The following is a 12641-nucleotide window of genomic DNA, read 5'->3' as shown; positions in this document are numbered from 1 at the left end:
GCACCGGCAGGAACCGGGACGGGCCGTTCCGGGCGGGGCGGGGCCGCCGCGGAGGTCAGGAGGCGACGCGGGCTTCGTGCGTTATCTCCACGTCGCCCGAGTCTGCGAAGGTCAGGCGGCAGGTGTCCGCGCGGTACGTGGCCACCGAGACGGCGGCCGTTCCCGCGGCGGTGAAGTACCGGGTGGTGACCACGAGCACCGGCGCACCCGGCAGCCGGTCGAGCTCCTTGGCGTCGTCGGCACGCGCCGAGCCGAGCTCCACCGAGCGGTCCTGCCCGTCCAGGGCGAGCCGCTGGAGCTCGCGCAGCACGGCCCGGGCGCGGGCCGGTCCGGCCGGGGCGTCGATGGCGGAGAGGCCGGGCACGGAGGCGGCCGGCACGTACAGCAGCTCGGCGGCGACGGCCTGCCCGTGGGAGACCCGGGTCCGCCGCACGGTGTGCACGGGCTGGTCGGCGGCGACGGCGCCCAGGAGCTTCAGGACGGCTGCTGACGGCAGGGCGGCGTCGGTCACGTCCGCGTCCACGACCTCCCAGCCGTCGGTGCTCTCGCCGGGCCAGCTCTGCCCCGCGCTGCCGACGGCCACGCCGACCCGCGGCGGGGCCACGGTGGTGCCGACCCCGCGGCGGCGCTGCAGCCGCCCCTCGAGTTCGAGCTGCTCCAGGGCCTGGCGCAGGGTCGCGCGGGCGACTCCGAAGCGGGCGGCGAGCTCACGCTCGTTGGGCAGGACCTCGCCCACGGCGAAGTCCTGGTCGAGCGCCTCGCTGAGGACGGTCTTGAGGTGCCAGTACTTAGGCTCCGGCACCGTTTCGAGCTGCGTGGTCCCCACCCTGACTCCTCCTGCCATCGCTGCAATCGCCGTGTTCCAGCGGCAGTTCCGCGCCTTTGTTTATTAAAGGTTCCTGCACTATCCCTGCGACGATAGGACGGCGCACCCCCTTGGTCAAGACCAATCCTCACCCCTTTACCGGGCACATCGGGCATACGTATCAAGCCGTTCATGCGATGTTCTCGCTCTTCCGACACGCACCAGAGGCTTGTACCGGCGGGCTACCGGACGGTAATCATTACTGACAGCCCGTCTCACACGAGGAGCAAGGAGCAGCATGACCGCCACGGTCTCCTTCCCGATCGACTCGCCCCTGGGCCCCCGAACCGCCACCGTCGCCTACGAGCGCAAGGGCGCCGGCGCTCCGCTCCTCCTGCTGCACGGCATCGGCCACCATCTCCAGGCCTGGCATCCGGTGACCGACATCCTGGCCGCCGAGCACGACGTCATCGCCGTCGACCTGCCCGGCTTCGGAGCCTCGGAGCCGCTGCCGCAGGGGGTCCCGTACGACCTGAGCACCTTCGTCCCCGCACTCGGCTCGCTCTGCGCGGCCCTCGGCCTCGAGCGCCCGCACGTCGTGGGCAACTCCCTCGGCGGGCTCCTCGCCCTCGAGATGGGCCGCAGCAACCTGGCCCGCTCGGTCACCGCGCTCTCCCCCGCCGGCTTCTGGACCGAGGCCGAGCGCAAGTACGCCTTCGCCACCCTGCGCGCGATGCGCGTCGGCGCGCTGACGCTGCCCCACTCCACGCTCGAGCGGCTCTCGCGCAGCGCCGCCGGCCGGGCCGCGCTCACCGGCACCATCTACGCCCACCCGGCCCGCCGTTCCCCCGAGGCCGTGGTCGCCGAGACCCTCGCCCTGCGCGAGGCCACCGGCTTCGAGGAGACCCTGGCCGCCGGCCGCTCCGTACGGTTCACCTCGGACGTGCCCGGTCTGCCGGTCACCATCGCCTGGGGCTCCCGCGACCGGCTGCTCCTGCCCCGCCAGGGCGTACGCGCCAAGCACACGGTCCCGGACGCCCGGCTGATCCGGCTCCGCGGCTGCGGCCACGTACCGATGAACGACGACCCGGCGCTGGTCTGCCGCGTGGTTCTGGACACGGTGCGCGCCACAACCGGCCAATCGGCCTGACCGGCTGACGGCTGTTCATCCACGGTTCGGTTGGGCGACGCGGGCGGGCCGGTGTGCGGCGACACACTGGGCCGACCCGTCCCCGCCGGCCCCTGGAGACGCTCCGATGGCACCGATTCCGCACACCCGACGGTCCCTGCTCGGCGGTTCGCTCGCCGTTCCGGTGGGCCTCGCCCTGTCCGGGGCGCTCGCCGCGCCCGCGTTCGCCGCGCCCACCACCGCCGCGGCGTTCACCCGCTCCGGGCGCCCGAGCGCGCCGTGGGGCACCCAGTCCGGTGAGATCACCGCGCACTCGGCCACCGTATGGACGCGCTCCGACCGGCCGGCGCGGATGTACGTCGAGACCTCCCCGAGCGAATCGTTCCGCTACGGCGTCCGACGGCACGGAGGCCCGTTCCTCGGCCCCGCCACCGACTTCACCGGCACCACCACCCTGCGCGACCTCCCGCCCGGACAGCAGATCCACTACCGGGTGGTCCTGGCCGACCCGGACGACCCGCGCCGCACGGGCGAGCCGGTCCGCGGCACGTTCCGGACCACCCCCGTCTCCCGCCGCCACGACGTGCGCTTCCTGTGGTCGGGAGACCTCGCGGGCCAGGGCTGGGGCATCAACCCGGACCTCGGCGGCTACCGCGTCTTCGACGAGATGCGCCGGCGCGACCCCGACTTCTTCCTGTTCAGCGGGGACACCGTCTACGCCGACGGGCCGATCCTGGCCTCCGTCCCCCTGCACGACGGCAGCATCTGGCGCAACATCACCACCGAGGAGAAGGCGAAGGTCGCCGAGACCCTCGACGAGTTCCGCGGGAACTTCCGCTACAACCTGCTCGATCGCAACCTGCGCGACTTCAACGCCCAGGTGCCGGTCCTCGCCCAGTGGGACGACCACGAGGTGCGCAACAACTGGTACCCCGGCCAGGTGATCGACGACCCCCGCTACACGGTGCGCGACGTGGACACCCTCGCGGGCCGCGCCCGCCGGGCCTTCGGCGAGTACTTCCCGGTCACCGACCTCCGCGGCGGCCGCGCCGAGGGCAGGATGTACCGCGTGATGCGGTACGGGCCGCTGCTGGACGTCTTCGTCCTCGACATGCGGACCTACCGCGACCCCAACTCCCCCGGCCGCCAGACCGTGGACCCGATCGGCATCCTCGGCCGGGAGCAGCTGGCCTGGCTCAAGCGCGAGCTGTCGCGCTCGCGCGCCACCTGGAAGGTCATCGCCTCCGACATGCCGCTGGGCATCGTCGTGGCCGACGGCACCGAGAACTTCGAGGCCGTCGCCCAGGGCGACCCGGGCGCCCCGCTCGGCCGCGAGCTCCAGATCGCCGAACTCCTGCGCCACATCAAGCACCAGCGCATCACGGGTACTCTCTGGCTCACCGCCGACGTCCACTACACGGCCGCGAACCACTACGCCCCGGAGCGGGCGGCGTTCACCGACTTCGCGCCGTTCTGGGAGTTCGTATCCGGTCCCATCGGCGCGGGCGGGTTCCCCGCCGGGAAGCTCGACGCCACCTTCGGCCCCGAGACCGCCTACGTCCAGTCCGCTCCGCTCGCCAACATGTCACCGTCCGAGAACCCCCCGTACTACGGGGAGGTCGAGATCGACGGCGAGAGCGGGGAGCTCACCGTCCGGTTGCGGCGCCAGGGAGGCGGCGTACTCTTCACCACCTCGCTCCGGCCGGGACGCGTGGGCCAGTGACCACCGCGGGTCCGGGTCCCGGAACTCCCGGGACCCGGGACCCGTTCGCCGACCACCGTCACGGATTCCGGATGCCCGCACCCCACGCGAAAACCGGGCGAAATCGGCCAGACGGATACTTAACCAGGCGGACACAGATCGTTCGTGATCACGCAACACCCCTGCGCCACAGTGGCATGCATGACTGAACGCAACCACGCCCCCGCCCACCGCCACCACCGTCACCACTGGCGCCGCGACGTCGTCGAACTGGCCGCGCTGTTCTGCGCCGTCGCGGTCGCAGACGGCATCGCCAATCTCGTCGCGCACGGCCCCCAGGGCCCGATCCTGCTCATCGCCTCGGCGGTCGCGCTCCTCGTCACGGCGGCCTTCCACACCTGGTGGGCGCGGCGCCACAACAGCCATGCACCGCCGCCGGGCACAGCGCCTTCCGATCGGACCCCGGGCGCCGTCCCGGTCCCGTCCGCGTCCGAGATCGCGTCGGCGCCGGCGTCCGGCTCGGAGAGCGCCACCGCCGCCACGACCTCCCTGTGGCGGATGCGGACGACCGTACGGGACGAGCCCGGCAGCCTGGCGGCGATCTGCAGCGCCCTCGCCCGCCACGAGGTCGACATCCTGACCCTCCAGACCCATCCGCTGCCCGAGGGCGGCACCGTCGACGAATTCCTGCTGCGCGCCCCGCAGCGGCTGGCCGCCGCCGAGCTCTCGCGCGCCATCGCCGGGTCCGGCGGCCACAGCACGTGGATCGAACGCGCCGACGCGCACGACCTCGTCGACACCCCGACCCGCGTCCTGGGCCTGGCCACCCGCACCGCCCTGGACGCCGCCGAACTGCCCCTCGCGCTGCGCCAGCTGCTCGGCCGCTGCACCATCCACTCGATCCCGGCCACCACCCTCTCCGGCCGCCCCAACGCGGGCGCCGACGCCCCGGTCGAGGGCGTCCTGGAGGCCACGGTGATGCGGCTGCGCGACCCCTCGGGCGGTGCCATCACCGTGGAGCGCCCCTACCTGCCCTTCACCCCGACCGAGTTCGCCCGGGCCCGCGCCCTCGTCGAGCTCGACGCCCGGCTCGGCCCGCGCGTCCCGCGCAGCCAGGACGTGCTGACCCTGCCCGAGGGCAACGAGATCACCGTCCGCCGGGCCGACGGCTCCGATCTGGCCGCCGCCCGCGCGATGCACGACCGATGCTCCGAGCGCACCCTGGGCCTGCGCTACCACGGACCCGTGGCCGACGCCGACCGCTACCTCAGCCACCTGCTGAGCCCCCGGTTCGGCCGTACGCTCGCCGCCACCACCGCGTCCGGCAAGCTCGTCGCCCTGGGCCACCTGCTGTGGGACGGGGACGAGACCGAGGTCGCGCTCCTGATCGAGGACGACTGGCAGCGCCGCGGGATCGGCTCCGAGCTCCTGGGCCGCCTGATCGCGATGGCCGTCGAGACCGGCTGCAACAGCGTGTACGCCGTCACCCAGGCCTCCAACACCGGCATGGTCGCCGCCATGCGCGGCCTCGGCCTCCCCCTCGACTACCAGATCGAGGACGGCACTCTGGTGATCACGGCCCGGCTGGACGCGGCGCCGGCCGCCTCCCGGGCCGCGCACGAGGCCCCGCGCGCGCGGCAGTCGTACGGCGGGCAGCAGCAACCGCGCTGAGCCTGCCGCACGGGTCCGGCCACATGGCGTGAACTCGCCCCCGGACAAGGCCGTCGACGGCACGGGAGCGGGACCGGGCTCCGCCGCTCCCGTGCACGTCAGGAGGCTGACAGCGAACGGTGATGACGCGGAGCCTTCCCTCGTACGAAGATGGCGGCATGTCAGAGACCCTTCGCAGCGACAGCGCCTCCCGGCTGCCCCGCCAGGTCGCCGACGCATACGTCGACGACCTCATCGCCATCGATCCGATCACGGGCACCTATCTCGGTGTCGCCGCGTGCTCCAGCCGCCTCCCGGACTTCTCGCCGGCCGGCCGTGCGGCCGCCGCCGACCTGTCCCGTTCCACCCTCGCCCGCCTCGACGCCGCCGAACGGCTGCCCGGCGCGGACAGCGACGCGGAGCGCCGCTGCGGCCGCCTGCTGCGCGAGCGCCTCACCGCCGAACTCGCGGTGTACGAGGCGGACGAGGACCTGCGGACCGTCAGCAACATCCACTCGCCCGCGCACGCCGTCCGTGACGTCTTCACCCTGACCCCGGCCGAAACGGACGAGGACTGGGCGGCGATCGCCGAGCGGCTGCGGGCGGTCCCCGCCGCCCTCGCCGGCTACCGCGAGAGCCTCGCGCTGGGCCTGCAGCGCGGCCTGTACGGGGGCCCGCGCGCCACCGCCACCTTCATCGACCAGCTCACCACCTGGGCCGGCGAAGACACCGAGGGCGGCGGGGCGGACGCCGGCGGAGAGGCCTTCTTCGGCGAACTCGCGTCCCGCGGCCCGGAAGCGCTGCGTGCCGGGCTGGAGGAGGCGGCCGCCGGAGCCACGGCGGCCGTCGCCGGACTCCGCGACTGGATGCGCGACGTGTACGCACCGGCCGTCGCCGACGCGCCGGACCAGGTGGGCCGCGAGCGCTACGCCCGCTGGTCGCGGTACTTCAACGGCACGGACCTGGACCTGGACGAGGCGTACGCCTACGGCTGGTCCGAATACCACCGGCTGCTCGCCGAGATGAACGCCGAGGCCGCCAAGATCCTGCCGGGCGCGGGTCCTTGGGAGGCACTGGCCCACCTCGACGAGCACGGCACCCACATCGAGGGCGTCGACGAGGTCCAGGCCTGGCTCCAGGGCATCATGGACGAGGCCATCGAGAACCTCGACGGCACCCACTTCGAGCTCGCCGAGCGCGTCAAGCGCGTGGAGTCCATGATCGCCCCGCCGGGCGGTGCGGCGGCCCCGTACTACACGAACCCCTCGGAGGACTTCTCCCGTCCGGGGCGCACCTGGCTGCCGACGATGGGCCAGACCCGCTTCCCGGTGTACGACCTGGTCTCCACCTGGTACCACGAGGGCGTTCCCGGCCACCACCTGCAGCTCGCGCAGTGGACGCACGTCGCGGACCAGCTCTCGCGCTACCAGTCCACCGTCGGCTGGGTCAGCGCCAACTGCGAGGGCTGGGCGCTGTACGCGGAGCGCCTGATGGACGAGCTGGGCTACCTCAAGGACGCCGAGCAGCGCCTGGGCTACCTGGACTGCCAGATGATGCGCGCCGCGCGGGTCATCGTGGACATCGGCATGCACCTGGGTCTGGAGATCCCGGCGGATTCGCCGTTCCACCCGGGCGAGCGCTGGACGGTGGACCTGGCCCAGGAATTCTTCGGTCTGCACAGCGGCCGGCCGGCGGACTTCATCGAGAGCGAGGTGACCCGCTACCTGTCGATGCCGGGACAGGCGATCGGCTACAAGCTGGGCGAGCGGGCCTGGCTGCTCGGGCGGGACAACGCCCGCGCCGCGCACGGGGACTCCTTCGACCTGAAGGCGTGGCACATGGCGGCGCTGTCGCAGGGCTCGCTGGGGCTGGACGATCTGGTGGACGAGCTGTCGAAGCTCTGACCGGCGGCGCTCACGCGTACGGGCCGCCCGCTCCCCGCACGGGGAGCGGGCGGCCCGTACGGCGTTCCGGGTACGGGAGGCGGCCTCAGCAGCCGCAGTCGTCGGAGTCGGTCGGCGCCGTCAGCGGGTCCGCCTCGGCACGCCGCTCGCTGCCCTGCCAGGTCTCGACCTCGAAGCCCTCGCGGATCCAGTACTCGATGCCGCCGAGCATCTCCTTGACCTGGAAGCCGAGCCGGGCCAGGGCGAGCGCCGAGCGGGCACCGCCGTTGCAGCCGGGGCCCCAGCAGTACGTGACCACGGGAAGGGCCTTGTCGAGGAGCTGCTCGGCCTGCTCGGGGATGAGCGCGGTCGGCAGGTGGACCGCGCCGGGCACGTGGGCCTGGTCCCAGCCCGGGGTGGAGCGGGAGTCGACGAGCTGGAAGCCGAGCTCGGCGCCCTGCTCGCGGTGGACCTTGAAGGCGGCGGCGACGTCGGACACGTCCGCGTGGAAGGCGAGGCTCGCGGCGAAGTAGGCGGCGGCCGCGGCCGGGGCGGCCGGGGGCACCCGGAGCACGGGGTTGGCACCCGGAGCAGGGGCGGTGGCAGGGACGTCGGCCGGGGCGGTGGCAGGGACGTCGGCCGGGGCGGCGCTGTTCTGTGTCGTCGTCATGGCTTCGAATCTACGAGCCGCTGATCATCCCGAGAAGTGCCATTCCCCGGCCTTCCCCTTGTTCGGCCGGGGATTCCCCTGCTACATCTGACCCATGACCGACTATTCCCCTGACGCCACCGACTGGCGCATTCTGACCGCCCTCCAGGAGGACGGCCGGGCCAGCTTCGCCGATCTCGCACGCGCCGTCTCGATGTCGGCGAGCGCGGTCACCGAGCGGGTGCGCCGCCTGGAGGAGGCGGGCGTGATCACCGGGTACACGGCCGTGGTGGACCCGGAGAAGCTGGGCAAGTCCATCCTCGCGCTCGTCCGGCTGCGCTATCCGCACGGCAACTACAAGCCCTTCCACGACCTGCTGGAGGCCACCCCGGAGATCCTGGAGGCCCACCACGTCACGGGCGACGACTGCTTCGTGCTCAAGGTCGCCACCCGCTCGATGGGGCATCTGGAGGAGGTCGCGGGCCGGATCTCGGGCCTCGGCTCCGTCACCACCAGCATCGTCTACTCCTCGCCGCTCTCCCGCCGCCCGCTCAGTCCGTGAGGGAGGCCGTGCGGTGGCGCACCAGCGAGCCGCCCCGCTGTTTGACGATCTCCAACTGGGCCTGGACGCGGGTCCGGAGGTCGGCGACGTGGCTCACGATGCCGACGCTGCGGTCCCGTTCGCGCAGCGAGTCCAGTACGTCGAGCACCTCGTCGAGCGCCTGGTCGTCGAGGCTGCCGAAGCCCTCGTCGATGAAGAGGGTGTCCAGGCGCATGCCGCCCGCCTCGTCGGTGACCACGTCGGCCAGTCCGAGCGCCAGGGCGAGAGAGGCGAAGAAGGTCTCGCCGCCCGAGAGCGTGGCCGTGTCCCGCTCGCTGCCCGTCCAGGCGTCCACCACGTGCAGTCCGAGGCCCGAACGCCCGCGTCCGCTCGCCTTGGCGTCGGAGTGGACGAGGGTGTAGCGGCCGCCGGACATCCGCAGCAGCCGTACCGTCGCCGCGGCGGCGACCTGTTCCAGCCGGGCGGCCAGCACGTACGCCTCGAGCCGCATCTTGCGCTCGTTGTCCGCGGAGGTGCCCGCGGTGAGCCCGGCCAGCCGGGCCACGCGGTCGTACGCCTCGCGCAGCGGGCCGAGCGCGCGCAGCTCCTGCTCCGCCTGCCGGGAGAGCCGGTCCAACTCGGCGCAGCGCACCCGGGCCGCGTCCACGGCCGAGCCCGCCGTACGGAGTTTCGCCGCGGCCATGGCCTCGTACGCCTCCGCGGCGTCCGGCGCGGCCGGGGGCAGCGTCGCGGCCGCGGCGGTGTCGCTCTCGCCGAGGCGGTCCGCCAGCATGGCCTCCTCCGCCTGCCAGGCGTCCAGCCTCCTTTGGAGCGCGCTGCGTTCGTAGTCCGGGAGAACCGCGTCCGCGGCGGCTTCGGTGGTGTCGAAGCCGGCCTTGAAGGCGGCGTCGGCGAGCTGGGCGTCGGCCTCCTTGAGGCGTGCGGCGCTGTCCTCGGCCCGGCGCAGCGCGGCGGCGGCGCCCGTGACCATCCGGACCCGGTCCTCCAGGGTCCGGGCGCGGGCCGCCACCGTGGGCGCGTCCCCCCGGACGAGGGCCAGCTCGGCCTCCAGCGCGGCCTGCTCCCGGTCCAGGGCCTCGCGCCGGGAGGCCCGGCCGGCGGCCCGGCGCTCGGCGTCGAGCCGGTCGGAGCTGCGGACGGCGTGCTCCCGCTCGGCGCCGGCCAGCCGCTCCCGGGCGGAGTGCAGCCCGGCCGCCGCGGCGTGGGCGGCGGCGTGGCGGGCGCTCAGGTCCGAGGTGAGCGCGAGGAGTTCCGCGGTGGTGGCCTCCCCGGCGGCGGCCGCGGCCTCGGCGCGGGCCTCCTGGACGGCGGCGAGTTTCCGCTCGACGGCGGCCCGGCGCTCCTCGGCCTGCTCATAGCGGCCGTGGGCGGCGTCCTCGGCGGCGCGGTCCACGTGCCCGGGGGCCGGCCGCGCCGGAGCGGGGTGCTCCGCCGATCCGCACACCGTGCACGCCTCCCCCGCCACCAGCGCCTCGGCGAGCTCGGCCGCGATCCCCCGCAGCCGGGCCTCCTTGAGCTCCAGCCAGCGCTCCCGGGCGGCGGTCGACTCCTCGCGTACGGAGAGCAGTTCGCCCTCGGCGCGCTCCGCGGCCCCGTCCAGCTCGTCCCGGCGCCGGGCGGCGGTCAGGTGCATCCGGGCCGGCTCCAGCCGCCCCGCGAGCTGCTCGGCCAGTGTCGCGGCCTGCTGGGCGGCGTCCACCCGCTCGGCCAGCGCGGTCCGGGTGGCCTCCCAGCGGCCGAGCCAGTCGGCGGAGTCCCGCAGCTGCTCCTCGGCGTCGCGGGCCTCCCGCTCCAGGGTGGCGCGCTCGCGGCCGATCTCGGCGCTGCGCTGCTCCGCCCGCTGGGCGGCGCCGAGCGCACCGAGGTCCTCCCGCAGCCGCTGCTCCACGGCGGAGAGCTGCTCGGTGCCCGCCTCGGCGAGGGGCGGCGGGAGTTCCGCGCGGGCGGCGGCCTCGGCGTGGGCGGCGGACAGGTGGGCCGCCGACGCGGCTCCGCGCAGTTCCAGGGCGGGGGCCACCAGGGCTCCCCGGCGGGCCCGGTCCAGCAGGGCGCGGACCCGCTCCCGCTCGGGCTCCGCCTCGGCGAGCAGGGCGGTGCGGCGGGCCGTCTCCGCGTGGCGGCGCTGGAGGCGGTCGAGTTCGCGGGCCTCCCCGGCGGCCCGCCGGGCGGCGGCGTGCCGGCCCTCGACGGCGGCCAGCGCGTACTCGGCGACCGTCAGCCGCTCCCGGGCCGCGCAGCGGGCCACGGCGGCCCAGGCCCGGACGGCCGCGGCCAGCCCGGGGTCGCCCGGCTGGTGCCCGGGCAGCGGCCAGGCGCGCAGGTCGGCGCTGTCCCCGGCGGCCTGGGCGAGCCGCTGGGCGGTGCCGAGCACCTTCTCGTCGCCGGCCCGGACCCTGGCCTCGGCGGCCCGGCGGCGCTCGGCGAGCAGCGCCTCGACGGCGGCGAAGCGGCGGGTGTCGAAGAGCCGGCCCAGCAGCCGGCCCCGCGCCGCCTCGTCGGCCCGCAGGAACTTGGCGAACTCTCCCTGCGGCAACAGGACGACCTGGCAGAACTGCTCGCGGCTCATGCCGAGCAGCTGCTCGACCTCCTCGCCGATCTCCTGGTGGGAGCGGCTGAGCCCCTGCCAGACCTCCCCGTCGTATTCGCGCAGCCAGCTCTGCGCCTTGTCCTTGGTGGTCCCGGTGCCGCGCTTCTTCGGCCGGTCCTGCTCGGGGCGCCGGGTGATCTCCAGGCGCCGCCCGCCCGCGGTGAGTTCGAGGGTGACCTCGGTCGGGATCTGGGCGTCGGCGTGGTCGCTGCGCAGGCTGGTGCCTGGGGCCTGGCGGGGTCCGGGCACCGATCCGTACAGGGCGTAGCAGACGGCGTCGAGGACGGAGGTCTTGCCCGCTCCGGTGGGGCCGTGGAGCAGGAAGATCCCGGCGCCGGACAGCGCGTCGAAGTCGATCTCCTGGGGTTCAGCGAAGGGCCCGAAGGCGGTGATCCTGAGCCGGTGCAGCCTCATCGGCGGGTCTCCTGCCGGCTGTCGTCCGCCCGTACGTCCTCGAAGGCGCCCTGGAGCACGGCCCGTTCGGCCTCGTCCGCGGCCCCGCCGCCGCGCACGTGGGCGACGAAGTCCTCGGCGATCTCCTGGTCGCTGCGCCCCTTGAGGCGCTGGGCGTACGAGGCCGCGCCGGACTCCTCGCGGCCCTCGGGGTCGAAGGCGAGGCTGAGGGTGTGCGGGAAGCGGGCGGCGAGCCGGGCCATGGGGTCCTCGGGGCGGACCGGGTCGGTGAGGGTGGCCTCGATCCAGGAGTCCTCGTACGCGGTGTACGCGGACTCCTCCAGCAGTGCGTCGAGGCGCCCGCGGAGCCGGGCGAGCGGGCGCGGCACGGGCGTGTCGAGGCGCTCGGCGGTGATCTCGCCGGCCGGGCCGAGGTCGATCAGCCACATCGTCTTGCGGTGGTCGGCCTCGGAGAAGGAGTAGGCGAGCGGGGAACCGGAGTAGCGGACGCGTTCGTTGATCGTCTGGCAGCCGTGGAGGTGTCCGAGGGCCGCGTAGTCCACCCCGTCGAAGACGGCGGCCGGCACGGCCTCGACCCCGCCCACGGCGATGTCGCGCTCGCTGTCGCTGGCCAGTCCGCCGGTGACGAAGGCGTGGGCGAGGACGACGGAGCGGGTGCCGGGGGCGCGGGTGGCGAGGTCGGCCCGGACCAGGTCCATGGCCGCGCCCAGCACGGCCTCGTGGCTCACCTTCCGCGCGCCGAAGCGGTCCTTCACCAGGGCGGGCTCCAGGTACGGCAGTCCGTACAGGGCCACCTCCCCGTGTGCGTCGGCCAGCACCACGGGGTCGGCGCAGCCCTCGGGGTCGGTCCGCAGGTGGATCCCGGCCCGGCCGATCAGCCCGGCGCCGACGCCGAGCCGGCGGGCGGAATCGTGGTTCCCGGAGATCATCACGGCGGGCACGCCGAGGTCGGCGAGCCGGTGCAGGGCCCGGTCGTACAGCTCGACGGCGGGCAGCGGGGGCACGGCCCGGTCGTAGACGTCTCCCGCGACGAGGACCGCGTCGACCTCGTGCTCGCGGACCGTCTCGACCAGGTGGTCGATGAAGGCGGCCTGGGCCCCGAGCAGGTTCACGCGGTGGAAGGACCGGCCGAGGTGCCAGTCGGAGGTGTGCAGGAGCCTCACTCGCCGGCCCCGCGGGACGTCTCGCCGCACATGTTTCTTCCGTCCCCCTGGTCGTCCCGGTCGTGTCCCGCTCACTGAGCCCCTCTACGCTAACGCG

The 12641-nt window shown here is 74.4% G+C and carries 9 protein-coding genes; 5 read left to right on the top strand and 4 right to left on the bottom strand.

Going from position 1 to position 12641, the window contains the following annotated elements:
- Window positions 1–55: 55 nt before the first annotated feature.
- Window positions 56–826: a GntR family transcriptional regulator gene (locus ACFY1T_RS14130; RefSeq protein ID WP_390788348.1), complete on the bottom strand. Its 771-nt coding sequence runs from the start codon at window positions 824–826 to the stop codon at window positions 56–58.
- 277 nt (window positions 827–1103) lie between these two features.
- On the opposite strand from ACFY1T_RS14130, the gene ACFY1T_RS14125 reads away from it, so the two are divergent.
- The 4 genes from ACFY1T_RS14125 to ACFY1T_RS14110 all read left to right on the top strand — a co-directional run bounded on the left by ACFY1T_RS14125 (window position 1104) and on the right by ACFY1T_RS14110 (window position 7190).
- Window positions 1104–1955, top strand: coding sequence for an alpha/beta fold hydrolase (locus ACFY1T_RS14125; RefSeq protein ID WP_390788347.1), 852 nt, complete (start codon window positions 1104–1106; stop codon window positions 1953–1955).
- Window positions 1956–2061: 106 nt separating this feature from the next.
- A complete protein-coding gene (locus tag ACFY1T_RS14120) occupies window positions 2062–3657 on the top strand; it encodes an alkaline phosphatase D family protein (RefSeq protein WP_390788346.1) in 1596 nt (531 codons plus the stop codon).
- Between the two features lie 180 nt (window positions 3658–3837).
- Entirely contained in the window at window positions 3838–5307 is a 1470-nt protein-coding gene (locus ACFY1T_RS14115) for a GNAT family N-acetyltransferase (protein WP_390788345.1), read from the top strand.
- Window positions 5308–5465: 158 nt separating this feature from the next.
- Window positions 5466–7190, top strand: coding sequence for a DUF885 domain-containing protein (locus tag ACFY1T_RS14110; protein WP_390788344.1), 1725 nt, complete (start codon window positions 5466–5468; stop codon window positions 7188–7190).
- An 85-nt stretch (window positions 7191–7275) separates the two neighbouring features.
- Here the strand turns inward: ACFY1T_RS14110 and ACFY1T_RS14105 are convergent, their stop codons facing one another.
- Entirely contained in the window at window positions 7276–7839 is a 564-nt protein-coding gene (locus ACFY1T_RS14105; protein ID WP_390788343.1) for a rhodanese-like domain-containing protein, read from the bottom strand.
- 94 nt (window positions 7840–7933) lie between these two features.
- On the opposite strand from ACFY1T_RS14105, the gene ACFY1T_RS14100 reads away from it, so the two are divergent.
- Window positions 7934–8380, top strand: coding sequence for an Lrp/AsnC family transcriptional regulator (locus ACFY1T_RS14100; protein ID WP_384701652.1), 447 nt, complete (start codon window positions 7934–7936; stop codon window positions 8378–8380).
- Here the strand turns inward: ACFY1T_RS14100 and ACFY1T_RS14095 are convergent.
- Complete coding sequence (locus ACFY1T_RS14095) at window positions 8370–11381, bottom strand: AAA family ATPase (RefSeq protein WP_390788342.1); 3012 nt, start codon at window positions 11379–11381, stop codon at window positions 8370–8372. The genes ACFY1T_RS14100 and ACFY1T_RS14095 overlap by 11 nt on opposite strands.
- On the bottom strand, window positions 11378–12544 hold the full coding sequence (locus ACFY1T_RS14090) for an exonuclease SbcCD subunit D (RefSeq protein ID WP_390788341.1): 1167 nt from the start codon (window positions 12542–12544) through the stop codon (window positions 11378–11380). Before ACFY1T_RS14090 ends, ACFY1T_RS14095 begins: the two co-directional genes overlap by 4 nt.
- Between the last annotated feature and the right edge of the window lie 97 nt (window positions 12545–12641).

The organism is Streptomyces sp. NPDC001194 (assembly GCF_042896985.1).
GTDB lineage: Bacteria > Actinomycetota > Actinomycetes > Streptomycetales > Streptomycetaceae > Streptomyces.
The sequence above is the reverse complement of the archived record's forward strand: the minus strand, read 5'-3'. Positions and strand labels throughout refer to the sequence as shown.

Coding starts and splice junctions, on each gene's coding strand:
- ACFY1T_RS14120 (WP_390788346.1), top strand. CDS start 2,062: ATGGCACCGATTCCGCACACCCGACGGTCCCTGCTCGGCGGTTCGCTC.
- ACFY1T_RS14095 (WP_390788342.1), bottom strand. CDS start 11,381: ATGAGGCTGCACCGGCTCAGGATCACCGCCTTCGGGCCCTTCGCTGAA.
- ACFY1T_RS14110 (WP_390788344.1), top strand. CDS start 5,466: ATGTCAGAGACCCTTCGCAGCGACAGCGCCTCCCGGCTGCCCCGCCAG.
- ACFY1T_RS14100 (WP_384701652.1), top strand. CDS start 7,934: ATGACCGACTATTCCCCTGACGCCACCGACTGGCGCATTCTGACCGCC.
- ACFY1T_RS14125 (WP_390788347.1), top strand. CDS start 1,104: ATGACCGCCACGGTCTCCTTCCCGATCGACTCGCCCCTGGGCCCCCGA.
- ACFY1T_RS14105 (WP_390788343.1), bottom strand. CDS start 7,839: ATGACGACGACACAGAACAGCGCCGCCCCGGCCGACGTCCCTGCCACC.
- ACFY1T_RS14115 (WP_390788345.1), top strand. CDS start 3,838: ATGACTGAACGCAACCACGCCCCCGCCCACCGCCACCACCGTCACCAC.